This is a genomic window from Collimonas sp. OK607 (assembly GCF_900111995.1).
Classification (GTDB): domain Bacteria; phylum Pseudomonadota; class Gammaproteobacteria; order Burkholderiales; family Burkholderiaceae_D; genus Collimonas.
The window spans coordinates 66,334-85,787 of the sequence record NZ_FOKF01000005.1 but is presented as its reverse complement, the minus strand read 5'-3'; the positions used below and the strand labels follow the sequence as shown (position 1 = coordinate 85,787).

The 19,454-nt window shown below is 56.7% G+C and carries 20 protein-coding genes; 6 read left to right on the top strand and 14 right to left on the bottom strand.

Features of this window, described 5'->3' with window-relative positions:
• Positions 1-3: 3 nt before the first annotated feature.
• Both BM029_RS05550 and BM029_RS05545 read right to left on the bottom strand, forming a co-directional pair.
• Positions 4-720: a hypothetical protein gene (locus BM029_RS05550; RefSeq protein ID WP_092433404.1), complete on the bottom strand. Its 717-nt coding sequence runs from the start codon at positions 718-720 to the stop codon at positions 4-6.
• Positions 721-756: 36 nt separating this feature from the next.
• On the bottom strand, positions 757-1,128 hold the full coding sequence (locus BM029_RS05545; protein WP_092433401.1) for a DOPA 4,5-dioxygenase family protein: 372 nt from the start codon (positions 1,126-1,128) through the stop codon (positions 757-759).
• A gap of 326 nt (positions 1,129-1,454) precedes the next feature.
• On the opposite strand from BM029_RS05545, the gene BM029_RS05540 reads away from it, so the two are divergent.
• Entirely contained in the window at positions 1,455-2,711 is a 1,257-nt protein-coding gene (locus tag BM029_RS05540) for an AI-2E family transporter (protein ID WP_092433399.1), read from the top strand.
• Between the two features lie 233 nt (positions 2,712-2,944).
• On the opposite strand, the gene BM029_RS05535 is transcribed toward BM029_RS05540, so the two are convergent.
• Entirely contained in the window at positions 2,945-3,535 is a 591-nt protein-coding gene (locus BM029_RS05535; protein WP_092433398.1) for a BPSL1445 family SYLF domain-containing lipoprotein, read from the bottom strand.
• Between the two features lie 271 nt (positions 3,536-3,806).
• On the opposite strand from BM029_RS05535, the gene BM029_RS05530 reads away from it, so the two are divergent.
• The 3 genes from BM029_RS05530 (at position 3,807) to BM029_RS05520 (ending at position 5,402) form a co-directional block, all read left to right on the top strand.
• A complete protein-coding gene (locus BM029_RS05530; RefSeq protein WP_092433397.1) occupies positions 3,807-4,295 on the top strand; it encodes a MaoC family dehydratase in 489 nt (162 codons plus the stop codon).
• Between the two features lie 4 nt (positions 4,296-4,299).
• The gene (locus BM029_RS05525; protein ID WP_092433395.1) at positions 4,300-4,707 is read left to right on the top strand and encodes a VOC family protein; all 408 of its coding nucleotides are present in this window, start codon (positions 4,300-4,302) and stop codon (positions 4,705-4,707) included.
• Between the two features lie 122 nt (positions 4,708-4,829).
• Positions 4,830-5,402, top strand: a complete 573-nt coding sequence (locus BM029_RS05520) for an HNH endonuclease (RefSeq protein ID WP_170850995.1) — start codon at positions 4,830-4,832, stop codon at positions 5,400-5,402.
• Between the two features lie 6 nt (positions 5,403-5,408).
• On the opposite strand, the gene BM029_RS05515 is transcribed toward BM029_RS05520, so the two are convergent.
• The 3 genes from BM029_RS05515 to BM029_RS05505 all read right to left on the bottom strand — a co-directional run bounded on the left by BM029_RS05515 (position 5,409) and on the right by BM029_RS05505 (position 11,127).
• Positions 5,409-8,411: an FAD-binding and (Fe-S)-binding domain-containing protein gene (locus BM029_RS05515; RefSeq protein ID WP_092433391.1), complete on the bottom strand. Its 3,003-nt coding sequence runs from the start codon at positions 8,409-8,411 to the stop codon at positions 5,409-5,411.
• A gap of 45 nt (positions 8,412-8,456) precedes the next feature.
• Entirely contained in the window at positions 8,457-9,740 is a 1,284-nt protein-coding gene (locus tag BM029_RS05510) for an MFS transporter (RefSeq protein WP_092433389.1), read from the bottom strand.
• Positions 9,741-9,909: 169 nt separating this feature from the next.
• Complete coding sequence (locus tag BM029_RS05505) at positions 9,910-11,127, bottom strand: pyridoxal-phosphate-dependent aminotransferase family protein (protein ID WP_092433388.1); 1,218 nt, start codon at positions 11,125-11,127, stop codon at positions 9,910-9,912.
• 270 nt (positions 11,128-11,397) lie between these two features.
• Between BM029_RS05505 and BM029_RS05500 the strand changes: the two genes are divergently transcribed.
• Entirely contained in the window at positions 11,398-12,123 is a 726-nt protein-coding gene (locus tag BM029_RS05500) for a GntR family transcriptional regulator (protein WP_092433386.1), read from the top strand.
• 12 nt (positions 12,124-12,135) lie between these two features.
• On the opposite strand, the gene BM029_RS05495 is transcribed toward BM029_RS05500, so the two are convergent.
• The 3 genes from BM029_RS05495 to BM029_RS05490 form a co-directional block, all read right to left on the bottom strand.
• The gene (locus BM029_RS05495) at positions 12,136-12,756 is read right to left on the bottom strand and encodes an SIS domain-containing protein (protein ID WP_244544922.1); all 621 of its coding nucleotides are present in this window, start codon (positions 12,754-12,756) and stop codon (positions 12,136-12,138) included.
• 21 nt (positions 12,757-12,777) lie between these two features.
• Positions 12,778-12,918 carry a hypothetical protein gene (locus tag BM029_RS25860; protein WP_170850994.1) on the bottom strand — a complete coding sequence of 47 codons (141 nt, stop codon included), beginning with the start codon at positions 12,916-12,918 and terminating at the stop codon, positions 12,778-12,780.
• Between the two features lie 400 nt (positions 12,919-13,318).
• On the bottom strand, positions 13,319-13,669 hold the full coding sequence (locus tag BM029_RS05490; RefSeq protein WP_092433384.1) for a winged helix-turn-helix transcriptional regulator: 351 nt from the start codon (positions 13,667-13,669) through the stop codon (positions 13,319-13,321).
• A gap of 123 nt (positions 13,670-13,792) precedes the next feature.
• Here BM029_RS05490 and gstA point away from each other — a divergent pair, with 123 nt between their 5' ends.
• Positions 13,793-14,398, top strand: a complete 606-nt coding sequence (gene gstA / locus BM029_RS05485) for a glutathione transferase GstA (protein ID WP_092433382.1) — start codon at positions 13,793-13,795, stop codon at positions 14,396-14,398.
• Between the two features lie 38 nt (positions 14,399-14,436).
• Here the strand turns inward: gstA and BM029_RS05480 are convergent, their stop codons facing one another.
• From BM029_RS05480 to BM029_RS05460, 5 genes are all read right to left on the bottom strand, one after another.
• Entirely contained in the window at positions 14,437-15,231 is a 795-nt protein-coding gene (locus BM029_RS05480; RefSeq protein WP_092433380.1) for an SDR family NAD(P)-dependent oxidoreductase, read from the bottom strand.
• 132 nt (positions 15,232-15,363) lie between these two features.
• A complete protein-coding gene (locus tag BM029_RS05475) occupies positions 15,364-16,464 on the bottom strand; it encodes an alpha/beta hydrolase (protein WP_092433378.1) in 1,101 nt (366 codons plus the stop codon).
• A 116-nt stretch (positions 16,465-16,580) separates the two neighbouring features.
• On the bottom strand, positions 16,581-17,330 hold the full coding sequence (locus BM029_RS05470; RefSeq protein ID WP_092433376.1) for an alpha/beta hydrolase: 750 nt from the start codon (positions 17,328-17,330) through the stop codon (positions 16,581-16,583).
• 2 nt (positions 17,331-17,332) lie between these two features.
• A complete protein-coding gene (locus tag BM029_RS05465; protein WP_092433374.1) occupies positions 17,333-18,517 on the bottom strand; it encodes a YncE family protein in 1,185 nt (394 codons plus the stop codon).
• A gap of 68 nt (positions 18,518-18,585) precedes the next feature.
• Entirely contained in the window at positions 18,586-19,401 is an 816-nt protein-coding gene (locus tag BM029_RS05460; RefSeq protein ID WP_092433372.1) for a creatininase family protein, read from the bottom strand.
• Between the last annotated feature and the right edge of the window lie 53 nt (positions 19,402-19,454).

Below are 19,454 nucleotides of genomic sequence, written 5' to 3'. Positions count from 1 at the left end.
CAGTTACTGGCAGGCCGCCGCATTGCAGACATTGCGATCGGCGGCGCCGGATTTCAGATTGGTTTGGGCGGCGTTGTTGTTATTGCCCTTGAACTGATTATTACTGAAACTCGATCGGCCAAAGGCGGCTAATCCCAACATCTGGTTGCCACGCATCACGTTGCTGCGCACCTTCAAATCGACGCCGAAGATGCCATAGCCACCGTTACCCTCAGCCACGCTGTTGCTGATGGAACCGCCAAAGAACACCGCACCGCCGTGGCCATTCCGGTTAACGACTATGTGGTCGAGGCTGACCGAATTGGTTTCCAGGTAGACGCCGTAATTCCCCATGCCCTGGATGATCCCGTTCTTGATTGCGATCCCGTTGCGACCAACCGCATGCACGCCATTGCCGACACCACTCGGCCAGCAAGGCGCTGGTAATTGCTGGCACCGCGTCGGTCCCTGGATCACATGACCGTTCAGATCCAGAGTAACGTTGTCAGCATTGATCTCAATCGCCGTGGTATTGGCGTCAAGAACTTTCATATTCCCCGACAAGCGGTAATTACCCGCTTGTTCAATGACAACCAGGAAACCTGGTTTATCGGCACGACCTGGATCGATCATGGTCACCTGACCGGCCGCCGCGCTGATACCGGGAGCCAGTTGCAAAGCGAGCAGCGCCAGCCCTGCGAGTTGCGGCAAAATTCGGTTACGCATGATTTGATTACGCATGATACTTACCTCTCTTTCTGCGCCGGCTTGATTTCATTATTCTTGACCCGCTATCTCCGATTCGCTGGAGAAAATCGATAACTTCAATGGCCGTACCGCGCCCATCCAGATGGCGTGATCGCGATGATCCTGCAGATCGTCGCCGCTCAATGGATGGATAAACACTACGAGCCCCGCACGATGCAAGGCCAGCCAGGGAATCAACTCGCCAAACACTGCCGGTTCAAACGCCAGCTGACAGCTCCAGTCCGGATGCGGCCCGACCGGCCGCTGATGAACCCGGCCCATGGTTAACGGAAACCGCCGCGCCGCCTCCTCGCACAAGGCTTGCGCCCGCACCAGGGTGGTTGCATCGAAATAGATGTGGGCGTGATAGCCGGTGATGCACGGCTCAAGCGATTCTGTCATGCGGGAAGCTCCGGGGAGTGATGTTGGTAGATGATGTTAGTAGTTGAGGTCGGTAGGTGAGGAATTACGCGCAGATAGGGTCCGCATTGTTTTTTTGTAGTTCTAATAATCAAGAATACTCTTTTTCTGCAACCAGGGAAATCGCCCGGGGAAGCACAAACCCGGGCTTGTCTTTCTGATCATCATCGCGACGATGCATACCGGCATGGCCCTTGGGCAGTCACAAATAATGCGGTCTTTGTACGGTGACGTACTTAACATTTGCGTTAAGGTAGGTAATCTCTTCCCATAAACCTGGATTCAAGCGTTGTGCAGCAAATTATCTGATGAAACCACCAATCGCCCATGCAGTAGCAGACGCTAGCGCCAACGATGCGCCTGAGGATTCGCCTGCGCAGTTATCTGCGCAGGTAATTGAAGAAGCGCTAGAAACAGACGCGGCAGGCGCCCCTGTAATGACCGGGCCGTTAGCGCCATTTTCCCCTACCGGTTCGACCAATGTCCGCAATATTTGCCTGCGGGTACTTACCGTATTGGCACTGGTATTCGCCCTGCAATGGGCACGCAGCTTCCTGGTTCCTTTGCTGTTCGGCATTTTCATTGCCTACACCTTGAATCCTTTGGTAGCCTGCCTGGAGCGTATCCGTATCCCGCGTTTAGTCGGCACTTGCGTCGTGATGGCGACCTTGCTGCTTGGACTGGGCCAGGTTACCTATCTGTTACGCGGTGAATTCCAGTCGATTGTGGAGCGCCTGCCTGCCGCCGCCCATCAGTTATCGCGCGCCATGGTCAGCATACAAGCCAAGACCCAGGGCGGAGAGACCAGCACCATCCAGAAAATGCAGGCGGCAGCGAACGAAATTCAAAGCGCTGCCGGCCAGGCCGCTGGCGTAAAACCGGACAGCAAACGCCAGGCCAGTCCGGCGCCGCCACCGTTTCAATTGGGCGAGTGGCTGTGGACCGGTTCGATGGGTGCGATGCTATTCATCGGACAAGTGGTGATGGTGATCTTCCTGGTCTTTTTTCTTTTGCTATCCGGCGATACGTTCAAGCGCAAACTGGTGAAACTAACCGGGCCGTCCTTGTCTAACAAAAAGATCGCCGTCAATATCCTGCTCGACATCAATACCTCGATCCAGAATTACATGTTCATGCTGCTGGTGACGAATGCCTTGCTGGCGACCATGATGTGGGTGGTATTTCGCTCGGTAGGTCTGGAAAATGCCGGCGCCTGGGCGGTAGCGGGCGGTTTCCTGCATATCATTCCGTACTTCGGCCCGTTGCTGATCGCCGTCGCCACCGGCTTGACCGCGTTCATGCAGTTTCAATCGTTTTCGATGATGTTGCTGGTGTCGGCGTCGACGCTGGTTATCGCCACGCTGGTCGGTACCTTCGTGACCACCTGGATGACTGGCAGAATTGCAAAAATGAATGCAGCGGCGGTGTTTATCGGCCTGCTTTTCTGGGGATGGCTGTGGGGAATATGGGGCCTGCTGCTTGGCATTCCGATTATTGTCATCGTCAAAGTCATTGCGAAACGTGTCGATGGCATGCAGGCTGTCGCGGAACTGCTGGGCGACTAGATGGAAATCAATTCTCCATTGCTACTAACGTAGGGTGGGCACCTGTGCCCACGCGTTGCCGCGATAGCCGGAGTGCTGCCTTACGCGACACAAGTGGAGACATTTGCGCAGAGTGAATCACGCGTGGGCACGATGTGCCCACCCTACCAGGTTGCCGTTTGTGCGCCGCATAAAAAATACGGCATCCTCGGATGCCGTATCGGTATTGCGCCTGACGTATTGCCAGTATTGATTTAGAGCGAAATCTTTGCGATCTTCGCGCCTTGCAAGGACACACCTGCAATCAATCCGCCGTTAGTAGTGACGAAGCCAACGATAGGCTGCTGCGCTGTATTGGTGTCTATGCTGCCGTTGGCGCCGATATTAGCCAGCGCCACGGTGGCGTCGGCGCCAACCGTCCAGCCATTACTGTTGCGGAATTTATCAAGCGCGTCCTGCGTCATGAATAGCAAGATGATTGCTTTCGATTGCGCTCCGGCCTGGAAACCAATCGAACCTGCGGTGGTGCTGTAATAGCCCTCGGTGCGGCCACCGACGCGCAGTGCGCCCTTGCCGTATTCAGCGCCGACCACAAAACTGGCTTGCAGCACTGCCGGGAATACCAGCACGCCCTTGGCCCGGGCTACCAGCTCGCGCGAAGCGGGTGCGGTCTGATAGAGTTTCGACAACGTGGCATCTACGCCCGCATTGACATCATTGCGACTGGTTTGTGAGCTGGCATCGCGACCCGGGGCAGTTGTGGTGCAGCCGGCAAATGTGAGGCAGGCCATGGCAACCGCAATGGCCGCTAGTCCCTTGGCAGGGATTGAGGAATTTTTTCGCATTTTTTTCTCCATCAAAACAATAGTGATTAAACAATTTTGCAAGAAAGACATTGCAAAACACATGTATGAACCAGCATTTTCGACTGAGCTTCCATAACCTCCCAGCTCCTGACGCAATCACGATTAAACTGTAGACGGCATGTAATATTACATCTGTGCGGTGGCACACATTCAAATGACTATTGCTTGTCTGCCCCACCGTGTCCCTGACCTTTGATTCCCGATCTTGATCTGGACCGCAGCAAGCTTTGACTATAGCGAGGAACCCGTAATGAGCGGCGCCACTGACAACCCTACCAGCAATCCCAACCCACCGTCCACGCTGTATCTGGACGACCTGAAAGTCGGCGACCGTTTCAGCAGCGCCGAACATGCGATGGACGAACAGCAAATCCTGGCATTTGCCCGGCAATTCGATCCCCAGCCTTTTCATTTAAGCGACGAGGCTGCCAAGAACACCATGTTTGGCGGACTGGCGGCAAGCGGCTGGCATACCGCAGCCATCACCATGCGCTTGCTGGTTACCAGCGGAGTGCCGCTGAAAGACGGCATCATCGGCGCCGGCGGCGAAATCAGCTGGCCGCAGCCGACCCGCGCCAGCGATATCTTGCATGTGGAAAGCGAGATCATGGAAATTACACCGTCCCGCTCGCGCCCGGACCGCGGCATGGTCAAAATGCGCAGCGAGACGCGCAACCAGCGCGGCGAGGTGCTGCAACTGTTCGTATCCAAACTGGTGGTATGGCGCAAACCGGCGTGATGACATGATACATATCCGTGAAATCGACCACCTCGTACTGCGCGTAACCGACCTTGACCGGATGCTGCGTTTTTACTGCGATGCACTCGGATGCAGCATCGATCGCCGAGTGGACAGCATTGGCCTGGTGCAACTTCGAGCCGGCAGCGCCATGCTCGACCTGGTGCCGGTAGACGGCAAACTCGGCCGGGAAGGCGGCGCTGCGCCGGGCAAGGAAGGCCGCAACCTGGATCATTTCTGCTTCCGCGTCGAACCCTTCGACGAAGCGGCGATTCGCGCCCACCTCGCCGCCAATGGCGTGGCCGCCGGCGAGCTTGCTTCAAGAAACGGCGCGGAAGGGGAAGGTCCGTCGATCTATGTCACCGATCCGGAGGGTAATGTGGTCGAACTCAAGGGGCCGCCATATGCTTGAACGACAGGATTGATGCGCCTCACCTTTGCTTTCCACCTTGTTTGCCAACTAAAACAACAGAAAAGCACACGCTTTCCGAAAAAGCCGGATGCTGGTTATAATCAACGGCAAAGGTGAAGAAAATGAATTCCCATATTCTGACTCTGGATATCGCAGGCAATCCGTTCGACTGGATTTCGCCACAAGATGCTGTGCTCTATTATGCGAGCGGGAAGGTGGCTTGGGAACTCGGGGATGGCGACATCGTCTTCCGCGGTGGTTATTCCCGCACCGGGGTGCAATCGCGCATCGCCGTCAAACCTATCATCGCCATCGCCGGCAGCGCCATCATGGCGCGCATGCTGCACCTGGAACTGCCGCTAGGCCACCACAACGATCTGCTGTTCAAACGCGACCGCTACACCTGCGCCTACTGCGGAGGCCACTTTCCACACAACGAATTATCGCGCGACCACATCCATGCCCGTTCCCACGGCGGCAGGGATACCTGGATGAATTGCGTCACCGCCTGCAAGGACTGCAACCAGGAAAAAGGCAACAAGCCGCTGGAAAGCTTTCGCCCGCTTCTGTACGTGCCCTATGTGCCATGCCGTGCCGAGCACTATCTGCTGAGCGGCAGAAATGTCCTGGCCGACCAGCATGACTACCTGGCCGCCCGGCTGCCCAAGCACAGCAGGCTGCGCGAGTTGAACTGAGGTTTGTCAGCTCACATTCTTGCCGGACAAAGACAAGGCCAGAACCCGCGCCACATGCAATGCCACCGTATCCGCGCCATCGTGAATCTGATGCCTGCAGCTGGTGCCATCGGCGACTACGATGCCGTCTTTGCCAGCTTTGCGTACCGCTGGCAATAACGCCAGTTCAGCCATGGCGATCGACGCGTCATAGTGCTCAGCCTCATACCCAAAACTACCAGCCATGCCGCAGCATGAAGACTCTGCCGTGGATAGCTCGACTTGCGGAATCCATTGCAAGACGGTTTGTACCGGGCGCAAGGCATCGAAGGCTTTTTGATGGCAATGCCCGTGCAGCAGCACCTTGCCGGTTGGCAGAGGTTGCAAATCCAGCTGAAGACGGCCTGCCTGTTTTTCCTTGACCAGGAATTCTTCAAAAAGAAAGGACGACTGCGCCAGCTTCTGCGCTTCCTCGCCGTAACCGTAATTGAGGAATTCATCTCGCAAGGTCAGCAGGCAGGAGGGCTCCAGCCCGACGACAGGAATGCCACGTTCGACGTAGGGCATCAATGCATCCAGCGTCCTGCGCGCTTCGGCCTTTGCCTGGTCGACCAGGCCGGCCGATAGATAAGTACGGCCGCAGCAAAGCGGCTTTTGTCCGGCAACGGCGTTGAAGTGGACCGTATAGCCGGCAGCTTCCAGCACCGTTTGTGCGGCGCTGGCGTTTTCAGGTTCCATGTAATTATTGAAGGTATCGACGAACAGTAGTACTTCGCGGTCGCTCTTCCTCGCAGATTTTGCATTGCTCAGGAATGCTTTTTTAAACTGCGGGAAAGACCTTTGCGGGGCGATGCCTATCTGCTTTTTGACCCAGGATGCCACTACCGGGACACGTTCAGCCCAGGCGATGAATCCACCGACGGCGCTGGCGTAAGGTGCGTATTTCGGCATGAATCCGATCAGCTTGTCGCGCAGGCTAAGGCCGTGCTTGTTTGCCCATGCGGCACGGGCTTCGATTTTTATTTTCGCCATGTCGACGCCGGTCGGGCAGTCGCGTTTGCAGCCTTTGCAGGATACGCACAGATCAAGTACTTCCTTAACCTCGACGCTGGCCAGGCCTTCAGTGCCGAGCTGACCGGAGAGCGCCAGGCGCAGGGTATTGGCACGGCCGCGCGTCACGTGTTTTTCATCATTGGTGATGCGATAGCTGGGACACATGGTGCCGGCGTCGAACTTGCGGCAATGGCCATTGTTGTTGCACATTTCAACCAGTTTGGCCAGGCCGCCGGTCCTGTCGTCACCGGTGCCGGCTGCGGTTTCCTCGCCGGTGAGAGGATTGCGCCGGACATTCCAGGCAGACCAATCCAGCACGGGCTGATGCGGCAACTCTCTATATCCTGGCGCAAAACGGAAATTGGCAGCATCGTCCATCTTGGGCGGACGCACGATCTTGTCCGGATTAAAACGGTTCTGCGGATCGAAAAGATCTTTGATTTCGGTGAAGGCCGCATTGATTTTCGGGCCGTATTGCCAGGCGACCCACTCGCCGCGGCACAAACCGTCGCCGTGCTCGCCGGAATAAGCACCTTTGTATTTGCGGACCAACGCCGAAGCAGCTTCTGCAATCTCGCGCATGTCTTTGGCGCCGCCGCGACGCATATCGAGTATCGGCCTGACGTGCAAAGTGCCGACGCTGGCGTGTGCGTACCAGGTGCCTTCGGTGCCGTATTTGTGGAAAACCTCGGTCAGCTGGCTGGTATATTCCGCCAGGTGTTCCAGCGGTACGGCGCAATCTTCGATGAAGGACACCGGCTTGCCGTCGCCCTTCATGCTCATCATGATATTCAAGCCGGCTTTGCGTACATCCCACAATGCTTTCTGGTCAGCGGCGCCGGCCATTTGCACAACCGAACCGGGCAGCTTCAGATCGGCCATCAGTTCATCGAGGCTGGCTAATTTTTTTAGCAATGCGGCGTGATCCTCGCCGGCGAATTCGACCAGCAGAATCGCTTGCGGCTGTCCCGTAAGGGCTTTTTCGATGACCGGCTTGAATGCCGGATTACTCATGGACAGATCGATCATGGTGCGGTCGACCAGTTCGACTGCGGTCGGGCCGAGCTTCACGATGTGTTGCGTCAAGTCCATCGCCTGGTAAAAGGTCGGGAAGTTGACCACGCCCAATACCTTGTGCGCCGCCAGCGGCGCCAATGACAGGGTGATCTGCCGGCTATAGGCCAGCGTCCCTTCAGAGCCGATCAGGATATGCGCCAGATTGGCGATGCCGTCGTCGGTATAAGCGCGCGGGTTCTGGCAATCGAAGATATCGATGTTGTAGCCACCGACACGCCGCAGCACCTTGGGCACGCGCTCTGCAATTTCCGCCCGTTCGCGCTGCGCTATTCGCTGCAAGCCGCTGACGATATCGCCGATCCGGCCGGTCCTCTCCATCCTGTCCAGACGTTCGAAACGCCCTTGCATGCCATCCGCCAGGACGGCATCGATGGCCGTCACGTTGTGCACCATATTGCCGTACTCAATCGATCTGGAGCCGCACGAATTGTTGCCTGCCATGCCGCCGATGGTGCACTGGGCCGCGGTCGACACATCCACAGGAAACCATAGTCCGTGCGGTTTCAGCCAGGCGTTGAGATGATCGAGAACTATCCCGGGTTCGACCGTGATGGTGCACGCCACAGGATCGAAGGCGATAACTTTGTTCAGCCATTTGCTGTTATCGATAACCAGCGCCTCGCCGACGGTTTGCCCGCACTGGCTGGTGCCGGCGCCGCGCGCGAGAACCGGCATGTGGTGGCTGCGGGCGATATCCAGCGCCAACAGCAAATCCTCCTGATCGCGCGGCACCACCACACCGATCGGCATGATTTGATAGATGGAGGCATCGGTTGCGTATCTGCCACGATCTGCTTTGTCGAACAGAACCTCGCCTCTCAACTCTTGTCGTAGCTGTACCGCCAGCGACATGGAAAAAGTTGCGTTGCGCGGGACCAGATGGATAGGCTTGACCAGCATAGAGAAAGTCCTGTCAAAAAACTTGAAGAAAAATCACCGGCGTAGCTATGCGCCGGCTTTCACTGTGTCAGGCACAGCATCCGCTACGCCTTGCTCGAACTTGCTATCCGGTTGCATGCGGAAAGCCAGCAGCACGCCGAATCCCATCAGGATCATGCTTCCCACGAATGGCAATTCCCAGTTGTTGTAACGGTCGATCAGATAGCCGGACAATACCGGCGAGATGATTGCTGCCAGCGCCGAGCCGGTATTCATCATGCCGCTGGCGGTGCCCGAATATTGCGGGGCGATATCCATCGGAATCGCCCACATCGGACCGATCGTCATTTCAGCGAAGAAGAAACCGGCGCTCAGGCAGAGTATCGACACGTAGACATTGTGGGTAAATAGCAGCGGCAGCAAGGACACCAGCGTCAGCAGCATGCAGACCGATACCATCTGGCTGCGCGCCCGCTTCAGGTTGCCCGTACGCTTCAGAATCTTGTCGCTGACGATGCCGCCCAAGGTATCCCCGAGCACGCCCGCGAAAAATACGCCTGAGGCAAACAAGGCCGACTTCTTGATATCCAGATCGTAGCTATGCAAGAAGTATTGTGGAATCCAGCTCAGGAACAGCCACAAAGTCCAGCCGTAGCAAAAGTAGACAATGGTCACCGGCAGCATGCGCTTGAAAAGCGGCCCCCATGGGATCTTCGGGGTGCTTTTCTTGACAGCAGGCAGAGTTGCCAGTTCTTCCGCGGTGATGCGCGGATGCTTCTCAGGATGCTCGGTGAACACGAATGCCCATACCAGCACCCAGATCAAGCTGATCACGCCACAGATGTAGAAAGATTCACGCCAGCCATGCGTCGCCATGACGAACACCACCAGCGCGGGCGCGACCGCATTTCCGATCCTGGCGAACGCATGGGTGATGCCTTGGGCAAAACCGCGGTTTTCCTTGGCTACCCAACGCGACATGGCGGAGGTGGCGGCAGGGAAAGTAGCGCCTTCGCCCAGCCCCAGCAGCAGCCGCGCCATCAACAACGAAAACAAACCGCCGGCAAAACCGGTCAATATGGTGGCGATGCCCCAAAGTATGCCGCAGTAGATCAGGGTGCGTTTGGCGCCGAACTTGTCGCTGACCCAGCCGCCGATAATTTGAAATACCAGGTAGGGATAGGCGAATGCAGAGAACACCAGGCCGATCTGGGTTTTTGAAAGATCGAATTCTTTTGCAAAACCGGCCGCAGCGGTGCTGACATTGACACGATCCAGGTACGTGATGAAATACATCAGGCATAACATGATGAGCACGACGGTTGTCGCACGCAAACGCAGGTGTTTCATTGTGGTCTCCAATATTTTATGGTGGTCGGCAGGCGCCGCAGGACATCTTTATTCTTCGTCTTTATCCTTTGCCCGGCCCGTCCTCTATGGGACGGTGCAGGAACCGATTCAACCCGTTTCGGCATTGAATCCATCTTCTCTATTCAGTTACACATGGCGCAGCGTCGGCTCACGCTGCTTTCAACACTGGCTTGCTGTTTTGCGCCGTCAGGTTTTCCATCGCTGCCAGCACGCCGCTGCCGGCCAAGGGAACACCGGCCAGCTTCAGGCCCATTTCGCAGCCAGCCAATGTCGCCATCAGGGTCAGATCGTTGGCCTCGCCCAAATGACCGATACGGAACATGCCGCCCTTCATTTTTCCGAGGCCGGTCCCGAGCGACATGTTGAAGTTTTCATAAATGGTCTTGCGGATTGCATCGGCGTCGAAACCGGCGGGCGTCATCACACCGGTGAGCACCGGCGAATACAGTGCCGGATCGGCGCATTGGATTTCCAGGCCCCACGCGCGCACGGCATCGCGGCAGGCGCTTGCCAGACGTTGATGGCGTTTGAACACTTGATCCAGCCCCTCGCCGAGAATCATGTCGAGCGCTTCCGATAAGCCGTACAGCAGATTGGTATTCGGTGTGTACGGCCAGTAACCGGTTTTATTCATCTCGATGATGTCGGTCCAGTCCCAGAACGCTCTCGGCAATTTTGCGCTTTTGCTGGCTGCGATGGCTTTCTGCGATACCGCGTTAAAGCTGATGCCAGGCGGCAGCATCAATCCCTTTTGCGAACCGGAGACGGTGACGTCGACACCCCATTCGTCATGGCGATAGTCGGCTGAAGCCAATCCTGAAATCGTATCGACGATCAGCAGCGCCGGATGGCCGGCGGCGTCGATTGCCCTGCGCACGGCAGCGATATCCGAGGTGACGCCGGTCGAGGTTTCGTTGTGAACCACGCACACCGCTTTAATCTGGTGTTCGCTATCCTTGCGCAAGCGCTGTTCGATCCGGTCTGCCTGGACGCCTTGGCGCCAACCCTCAATCCCGGGCAAGCCGAGAAATTCAGGTTTCAAACCCAGGGCCTCTGCCATTTTTTTCCACAAGGTGGCGAAATGCCCGGTTTCATACATCAGCACTGTGTCGCCCGGGCTCATGGTGTTGCTCAACGCCGCTTCCCATGCGCCGGTGCCGGAAGCCGGATAAATCACCACCGGTTGCTCGGTCTTGAAAATCTTCTTGATGCCTGCCAGTACCTGCAAACCCAGCGCGCCGAATTCCGGTCCGCGATGATCGATGGTGGGGTAACTCATGGCCCGCAAGATCCGGTCAGGGACCGGGCTCGGGCCCGGGATTTGCAGAAAATGACGGCCGGCCGGATGGAAATCTAGTGTCAACATTTACTCCTCCTTTTAACTAATTGAATTTTGTATTCAAAATACTTTAGCAGTCAACATTTCAACCGTAAAGGTATTTCTAGGAATACCTGACTTCGTACAAAGGTTTTAAATTGTCTAAAATTCACTTTAATTGCCAATAATCAGTTAAATATGCTGGCTTTTGGCCGATTTAATCCTTTTTACATTCACCTTGGCAGCCACAACGACGTTGATTCTGACGCCATAAATTTGATGTTAAAATAGGATCAAACGCGTAAAGAAGGATTTTGAATGCAAAATGCGATAACCGGACAAGAAGAAAAAGCCGCTCCCCTGGTCCCTAAACTGGAACGCCAACGCCTGCATGACACGGTGGTGGATCATTTGCGCAACCTGATCGTCGAAGCGGTGCTGGTGCCAGGGACCAAACTCAACGAGCGCGAGTTATGCGAAACGCTGGGCATTTCGCGTACTCCTTTGCGGGAAGCCTTGAAGGTGCTGGCGGCCGAAGGCCTGATAGAAATTTCGCCGAACCGGGGTGCATCGGTATCCAAGATGTCGGAAACCGAAATCTGGGAAACCTTTGAGTTGATGAGCGGCCTGGAAGCGATGTCGGGCGAGCTGGCTTGCGATCGCATCACACCGGTCGAACTGGCTGAAATCAAGGCCTTGCACTATGCGATGCTGGCCTGCAAGGCGCAAAACGATTTGCCGGGATATTACAGCCGCAACCAGGCTATCCACGACAAGATCAATGACGCCGCCCGTAATTCAGTCCTGCGCCAGACTTACCTGGGCTTGAACCGACGCCTGCAGGCGTTGCGTTTCAAATCGAATTTCCAGCCGCAAAAATGGGATAGCGCCGCACATGATCACGACGAGATGGTGAAAGCACTCGAAGTGCGCGACGGTAAACGGCTGGCGGCAGTGTTGCGCCAGCATTTGCTGGACAAGCGTGATGCGGTGCTTAGTGCTGCGGCGGTTCCGGGCGGAGGCAAACCCGAACCGCTGGCTTGATTCGACGGCAAGCTATGCCTTGCCGGCGTAATTCTCTGGAAAGAAATGCCGTTCGATAAGCTCGATCAAGATGTGCAATACCTTGATGTGCAACTCCTGCACACGATCGGCAAATGTACCGCCCGGAGTGCAGATGTAGACGCTGCTCAAAGATGCCAGCAACTCGCTCTGCTTGCCGGATAAAACGATTACATGCATGCCGAGATCGCGCGCAGTTTGCGCCGCGCGGATGATGTTCTTGCTGGTGCCGCTGGTGCTCAGCGCGACCAGGCAATCACCGGCACGCCCGTGCCCTTCGATATAGCGTGAAAACACCTGTTCATACCCATGATCGTTGCCGACGCAGGTGAGATGCCCGGCATCGCTGATCGCCGTCGCCCCCAGTGCCGCCCGATCCAGCCGGTAGCGGCCGGTCAGCTCTTCGGCGAAGTGCATGGCGTCACACATGGAGCCGCCATTGCCGCACGAGTACACCCGGCCTTTGCGTTCAAATACATCGATCAGCAAATCGGCCGCTTGCTCGATGGATTGCAAAGCGGCGTCGTTGGTGAGCAGGGCATTCAGCGCTTGCTGCGCTTCGACCAGGCTGGCGTTGATGTGTTGCTTCAGGTCTTGCTTCACGGGTTGCTTCAATTCTGCACTCCAGTCCTGTAATTATCGATTCGTACTGCGCGTGACACCTGCATCGATCACGCCATAAGGGGTAATGGTGGTCCCGCTTTCGCCAGTGGGCGATGTTACGTGGCCGCAAGCCGCCAGCAGGAAACTTGCAATCAGAGGGAAGAATAGCCGCATAGTTATCTCATAAGTTGAATGGTAGCTCTAAGAGCCTGTTTGAAATCTATTTATCAACATCGATATATCCTCTCTCCTCGATGCGAATCGACCACATAGTGATATGGGGTCGGAGTCAACTTTCGCAGGCTTTATCGCGAAACTTGACTCTGACCTCACATCACGGCTACGGAGAAAAGCAGTTCACTTTTCGCAGGTTTGTTTCTTTCCGTTTTACCGCTCCTGCTCCGTGGTCCACTAAGCGGGGTCAGAGTGAAGTTTCGGCGGTAAGACATACCGAAAGTTCACTCTGACCCCGGTTAGTTCGTACCGCTCTTCGCATTTACCGTAAAAACTTCGGCATTGCCGATTAGATTTCGAGTTGCTTTTAACAGACATGCTGCGGAGCGGAACGTTCCGGTTAATGTATCAGGCTGGGCTCATCCGGGCTTTGTTGCTGCTCCTGTTTTAGCCAAAGTCCGAATTCCTTCAATACATCGACCACTTTTCGCAAACGCTGGCCATCGGCGGTTAGGCAGTACTCCACTTTCACCGGCACTTCGGCATAAACAGTGCGCTGTACCAATCCAGCTGCTTCGAGCGCGCGCAGATCGAGCGTCAGCATGCGCTGAGAGATATTCGGCACATCACGGCGCAGATCGTTGAAGCGCTTGGGGCCGTCCAGCAGGTAGGACACCAGCAACATACGCCAGCGCCCGCCCAGCAGCAGCATGGCTTCCTCTACCGAGCAACCAGAGACATTGGTTTTCATGGAGCTACCTAAGTATAATTTATGTACCTATATAACAAATTTCTCCCTTCTTTACAATAGTAACCGCAATCACCATACTCTCCCCGGTCGCCGCATTCCGCCGCGATCCCATAGGAGAGCTGTATGAAATTGTATTTTGCCCCCGAGACTTGTTCGCTGTCGCCGCATATCGTGTTGCGCGAACTGGGCTTGCCGTTTGAACTGGTCAAAGTCGATAACAAGACCAAGCTGACCGCGGATGGCCGTGACTTCCTGGCCATCAATCCAAAAGGTTATGTCGCGGCGCTGCAGCTAGCAAACGGTGAGGTGCTGACTGAAGGTACGGCGATCGTGCAATATCTTGCCGATCTCAAACCCGAGGCAAAGCTGGCGCCGCCGAACGGCAGCTGGGAACGTGTACGTTTACAGGAGTGGCTGAATTTCATCACCGGCGAAATCCATGCAAGCATGAGTCCGCTCTTCAACGCCGCCATTCCGGATGGCGTCAAAACCATCTTCAAGGATAAGCTGGTGCGGCGCCTGGGACAGATCGAATCAACCCTGGCGCAGCAGGATTATCTGCTCGGTGCGCAATTCAGCGTGGCGGACGCCTATCTGTTTACCGTACTGCGGTGGACAGCGTTTTTTTCAATCGACCTTGAACAATGGCAGGCGATCGCCAGGTATATGGAAAACATCGGCGCGCGGGCTACAGTGAAATCAGCACTGGCAGCGGAAGCCGTGGCCTAACGCGTTTCAGGCGCCGGGTTCATATATTCAGGAAATCGTCACGAAATCGAACGCACCACGCCGCCATCCACGCGCAGCGCCGCACCGGTGGTAGCCGAGGCTTGCACAGAAGCAAGGTAGACCACCATATTAGCGACTTCCTCAACCGTGGCAAGACGCTGGATCAGCGAACTCGGGCGGTGTTCTGTAATGAAATCGCGCTCCAGCTCTTCGACAGCGACACCTTTATCGCGTGCCAGCGATGCGAAAAAGTCGCCGACTCCTTCGGAGCGGGTTGGCCCCGGCAACACTGCATTGACTGTGACGCCGCTGCCGGCCATGGTTTCCGCCAGGCCGCGCGAGACCGCCAGCAGGGCGGTCTTGGTCACCCCGTAATGCACCATTTCCTTGGGAATCTGCAACCCCGATTCGCTCGATAGAAACAACACCCGGCCCCAGCCACGCTTAGCCATGTCGGGCGAATAGTGACGCGATAAGCGGACTGCGCTCATCACATTGACGTCGAAGAAACGCTGCCATTCTTCATCGGTAATATCGAAGAATGGCTTGGCTTCGAAGATGCCGAGATTATTTACCAGGATGTCGGTATCCGGCACTTGCTTGAACAACAAGGCCGCGCCTTCTGGCGTGCCGAGGTCGGCGGCAATTCCTTGCAAACGGGCTGCGGGGAATTTGTCGCGGATCTGCGCCAGCGCCTGGTCGACGCGCTCCTGGGTGCGGCCATTCACCACTACCGTCGCCCCCGTTTGCGCCAGGCCCAGCGCAATCGCCAGGCCGATGCCGGCGGTCGAACCACTCACGATTGCATGTTTGTCACTTAGATCGATTTTCATGGAATTCTCTCTGACGATTAACAAGACCAAAAAGCCGGAAGCACCCACGCGCAACGGTGCCGCTGCATTGGAATCATAGAGGAAATCGGGAATCGATATTTTTTCGGTTCGATCCTCTGAATCGAAGCGACCTTAATTGGCCTTCTCTGCCAGAGGGCGCACGTACTTCAACAGGCTGACCAGCGTTTTGCCCGGCTCTTCCCATGGGATCATATGCGCAGAGTGCTCAAACCAGACGCCCTGCTTGTAGGGTGCATGCAGCTTGCTCAGCCAGGCGGCGGTGGGCGCGGTCGGGGTAGTGTAGTCGTGGCGTCCCATGAACATCACGACGGGTATCGGGAAGGTATGGATATTAGAAAAATCGACACCGACGAATTCGGGCAGGATTTTGCCCAAGGTGAACAGGCTGCCTTCATCGATCGCGCGGACATTGGCTTCGTCATACTCAGGCGATAGCAGCGGTGCGTCGAAATAATAGTTGGATGCATTACGAAATGCACTCAGGCCGCCGTAGCATTGTGGCCACTTCCTGGCGATGATGATGCGCTCGCGGGTGATCGGCTGGTCGCCCGGGTATGGCGCTATCGATTCCAGCTCCTTCAGTGCGGCTGCGTTACCGTGCGCTTTCGCTTGCTCAAGCGCGTATTCAAAGCTGATGCGTTCGTTCTCCCTGGTGCTGATGACTTGCCCGATGCCGACATAGGCGTAGAACAGATCCGGCCGCTTCAGCGCGGCGCTCATGGCAACGACGGTGCCCCAGCTATGCGCCATCAGGATGATTTTCTTTTTGTGATATCGCGTCCTGATGTATTCGGCTACCTCTATCGCATCGTCGACGTACCGTGCGATATGTATGCTGTCGCCGATGTCCTTTGGATCGACTTCGCCATAGGTCTTGCCGGCGCCTCGCTGGTCCCAGTTAACCATCGTGAAATACTCTTCCAGCGGTCGCTGGAACTGCCAGATGGTAGGCGTCAAGGGCGAGGCCGGCCCGCCGTGGACGAACAGGACGATGGGATTGGCCTGGTCCTGGCCCCGGACGTTAAGCCATTGGTCGATGCCGCCGATGCTGGTTTTATAGGATTCTTGTATGCCGGACGGGGAGACGATGCGTTCCAGATCGCGGACGACTTCTTTTGCTTTATTGGTGTTCGCCGTGTCGGCGGACTGTTGCGCATTGATCTGGGTGGACGTCAACGCGAGGAAAAGGCAGCCTAGCCATACAATTTTCATGCGGTTCCTCCTGATAAAAGGTGGATGCAAGAGTAGCGGCGGAATGGCTGCAAATCAACAATCATCCCGACGAACGGTATCGACGGTGCTGTTTGTGAGATCGTGAAACGTGCGGACTAGGGCCGGGGCGATGAACCGTGGACGCAATCGACAATCATGTCCATCAGTTCGTCAAATTCGTCCGGGCGTTCTTCACTCAACAACGGAAACAGATGTTGATGGTCAGCCCCGGCCACTACCCGCAGTCGGCGCGAACGCGCTTTGCGTGCCGATAGTAACAGCCGATCCGGTATTTCCAGCGGAATCACGGCGTCGTGTTCGGCGGCTATGATCAGCAGGTTGCCCGTGAATTCCGACAGGATCGCGCAGGCATCGCTGTCGGCCCAGCTGCGGTCGCGCCGGATGATCCCTGAGAACTGCGGCCCGAACGGCACATCGTATGCAGCGGGCTCATACACGCCAGGCACAATCAGGATCAAGGCGGCAACCTCGTGCGTTTGCGTCAGCTTGATGGCGTTGTAAGCCCCCATGCTGCTGCCGAATATCACCAGCGGTTTCGATAGCGGGTGTACCAAATTCTGTGCCGCGATCACCGCTTCGGCCTGGCGGGTGCGGCTGCCAACCGAAGAATACTGCAGCAGGCCGCCGGTTTCGCCATGGCCGATGCAATCGAAAGAGGTGCTCGCCACGCCACGCGCCTGAAGTGCCGGCCGCAATCCCGAACGGCTGGCGGTGGCGCGCGAGCTGGCGCCGGCGCCATGCAGTATCAGGGCATGGCAAGCCGACGTGCTCGGATGAAAATCGCCTTTCAGCGTGAAACTTTCGTAGGCAACGTCAAAGGTTTCTATTGTTCCTGTTGCCGACATGATCAGCGCATATTGCCGGTGTGGCCCAGCGAGTAGCGGCCAGGTTGCGGCCAGACGGTCAGGCCGTGCGGTTCGGCGCCGACCGCAATCTTTTTGACAGCGCCGCTGGTGGTATCGATCGCATACACGACATCGTCAAAGCGGCCGGACAACCACAACATCTTGCCGTCCGCGCTGACGTTGCCCATGTCGGGACTGCCGCCGCCCGGGATCGGCCAGTTGGCCACTACCTGGCGCGTCGCAAAGTCGATCACCGAAACGCTGCCTTTGCCATTGCGCGCGCCATGGATCTTGTTCGAGCCGCGATTGGCAACGTACAACCTGGTGCCGTCGCGGCTTGGGTACAGTCCGTGGGTGCCGGTGCCGGTCTTGATGAAGCCGACCTTGGTGAAATTGTCGCCATCGATCACGAACACGCCGTCAGCCATCATGTCGGCAACAAAAAACACCTTGCCGTCTGGTGAAATGCGGATGTCCTGCGGCATGCCTTTCTTGTCGAGTTGCAGATAGCCGACGACCTTGCGGTTGACCAGGTCGATCTTCGCCAGGCGGCCGCCGAACTCGCAGGTGAAGAGGGCGTACTTGCCGTCGATGGAAAAATCGGCGTGATTGATGCCTTTGCATTCCGGCACCGACAGGCTCGACTTCAGAGCCATCGTATGAGAATCGCGGAAATCCAGCTGGGCGTGGGCTTCCACCACCACGATGGCTTCCTTGCCGTCGGGCGTGAAGTACATATTGTAGGGATCTTCCACCGGCACCTCTTTGCCCGGCTTCGCGGTCTTCGGATCGATAGGAGTCAGGCTGCCGTCGGGCCGGCCTTCGGCATTGTTGGCCACCCACAGGGTCTGCAAATCCCATGCCGGGACCACGTGCTGCGGGCTATAACCGACCTTGAATTTCTCGACCACCTTGAACGTTGCCGGATCAATCACGTAGACGTCGTTCGAACGCAGGTTCGGGACGTAGATCCGTGGCAATGCACCGGCTACCGCCGGGCTGAAATGGCCAGCGCCGGCTTCGCTATACAGATTGGCCGGATTGACCACCGGTGGCATGCCCGGCACCGTAGTAACTGCTGCAGCAGGCGCGGGCGCGGCGGAGGCGCTGCCGGCAATACATAAAGCAGCCAATGCAACGCTGATGGAGGAAGCAAGGCGCGACAAGCGGCGAGGGTGAAAATCCATGAGAGGTTCCTTGATTAACTTTGTGGCAACTGAGTATGTGGCAACTGTAAACGAATACCGGGAAAAATCTAGCGGGCGGCAGTGGCCGTCTTAAGGGCACTGATGGTCTGTGTCACGATCGCATCGATGCCCAGCTGGCCAATCTCTGCTGTCGAACGGCGCGGATCGCCACCATAGACGCCGTCGGCCAACCCGAGTTTCGGGCCATTGCGCAGGCTGTCCTGGCGCACCATCTGCGGCGCCACGGCGAGCTGCAATGACGTATCCGCAAGCCCGGCGTGGGTGCCGATTTCGTCATCGCGATAACCGTGTTTGCGCAATATTTGCGCGTAGCCGTCCGAGCTGGCGGCGTAATATTCCGGCGGCAGGATAGCCCGCGCCGGCGAGCCGGACCAGGCCTTGTTAAGCTGGGTCACCACTTTTTTGATGTCGTTCTGATAACCACCATGATCGCCTAGAAAGACGATGTTCTTGAAGCCATGGACCGTGAAACTGTTGGCGGCGGATTCCAGCGTCTTTTCAAAGACATCGTCCGGAACCGTGATGGTACCGGGGAAACGCATATGGGATGTAGTCGGTGCGTAATTGCCTTCCGGTACGTAGGCGATTACCGGCGCCACCAACGCATTGCCTAATCCTTCGGCAATCCGCTGCGACAAGATTTTGACGCGGGCGTTATGCTTGCCCAGCGCGACATCGGGGCCACTTTGTTCAGTGGCGCCGATGGGAATGATGATGGTGGTCTTGCCGGCCGCGATCTGGGCGCGCAGTTCGGTCCAGGTCAGGTCTTCAAGGACGACTGTTTTCGGCGTTTGCGCGAGGGTAATCTGTGTGGCGGTGAGGAATAAGGCGGCAACGAAAGTGCGTCGTAGTGACAAAAGCATGAAATTCCTCATGGAGAAGCTGGTCAGGTGTGTGCAGATGATGCCGGCATATG

What these genes read in the sequence shown, in the direction of transcription:
- BM029_RS05550 (WP_092433404.1), bottom strand. Translation starts at nt 720, where the DNA reads ATGCGTAATCAAATCATGCGTAACCGAATTTTGCCGCAACTCGCAGGG.
- BM029_RS05545 (WP_092433401.1), bottom strand. Translation starts at nt 1,128, where the DNA reads ATGACAGAATCGCTTGAGCCGTGCATCACCGGCTATCACGCCCACATC.
- BM029_RS05540 (WP_092433399.1), top strand. Translation starts at nt 1,455, where the DNA reads ATGAAACCACCAATCGCCCATGCAGTAGCAGACGCTAGCGCCAACGAT.
- BM029_RS05535 (WP_092433398.1), bottom strand. Translation starts at nt 3,535, where the DNA reads ATGCGAAAAAATTCCTCAATCCCTGCCAAGGGACTAGCGGCCATTGCG.
- BM029_RS05530 (WP_092433397.1), top strand. Translation starts at nt 3,807, where the DNA reads ATGAGCGGCGCCACTGACAACCCTACCAGCAATCCCAACCCACCGTCC.
- BM029_RS05525 (WP_092433395.1), top strand. Translation starts at nt 4,300, where the DNA reads ATGATACATATCCGTGAAATCGACCACCTCGTACTGCGCGTAACCGAC.
- BM029_RS05520 (WP_170850995.1), top strand. Translation starts at nt 4,830, where the DNA reads ATGAATTCCCATATTCTGACTCTGGATATCGCAGGCAATCCGTTCGAC.
- BM029_RS05515 (WP_092433391.1), bottom strand. Translation starts at nt 8,411, where the DNA reads ATGCTGGTCAAGCCTATCCATCTGGTCCCGCGCAACGCAACTTTTTCC.
- BM029_RS05510 (WP_092433389.1), bottom strand. Translation starts at nt 9,740, where the DNA reads ATGAAACACCTGCGTTTGCGTGCGACAACCGTCGTGCTCATCATGTTA.
- BM029_RS05505 (WP_092433388.1), bottom strand. Translation starts at nt 11,127, where the DNA reads ATGTTGACACTAGATTTCCATCCGGCCGGCCGTCATTTTCTGCAAATC.
- BM029_RS05500 (WP_092433386.1), top strand. Translation starts at nt 11,398, where the DNA reads ATGCAAAATGCGATAACCGGACAAGAAGAAAAAGCCGCTCCCCTGGTC.
- BM029_RS25860 (WP_170850994.1), bottom strand. Translation starts at nt 12,918, where the DNA reads ATGCGGCTATTCTTCCCTCTGATTGCAAGTTTCCTGCTGGCGGCTTGC.
- BM029_RS05490 (WP_092433384.1), bottom strand. Translation starts at nt 13,669, where the DNA reads ATGAAAACCAATGTCTCTGGTTGCTCGGTAGAGGAAGCCATGCTGCTG.
- gstA (WP_092433382.1), top strand. Translation starts at nt 13,793, where the DNA reads ATGAAATTGTATTTTGCCCCCGAGACTTGTTCGCTGTCGCCGCATATC.
- BM029_RS05480 (WP_092433380.1), bottom strand. Translation starts at nt 15,231, where the DNA reads ATGAAAATCGATCTAAGTGACAAACATGCAATCGTGAGTGGTTCGACC.
- BM029_RS05475 (WP_092433378.1), bottom strand. Translation starts at nt 16,464, where the DNA reads ATGAAAATTGTATGGCTAGGCTGCCTTTTCCTCGCGTTGACGTCCACC.
- BM029_RS05470 (WP_092433376.1), bottom strand. Translation starts at nt 17,330, where the DNA reads ATGTCGGCAACAGGAACAATAGAAACCTTTGACGTTGCCTACGAAAGT.
- BM029_RS05465 (WP_092433374.1), bottom strand. Translation starts at nt 18,517, where the DNA reads ATGGATTTTCACCCTCGCCGCTTGTCGCGCCTTGCTTCCTCCATCAGC.
- BM029_RS05460 (WP_092433372.1), bottom strand. Translation starts at nt 19,401, where the DNA reads ATGCTTTTGTCACTACGACGCACTTTCGTTGCCGCCTTATTCCTCACC.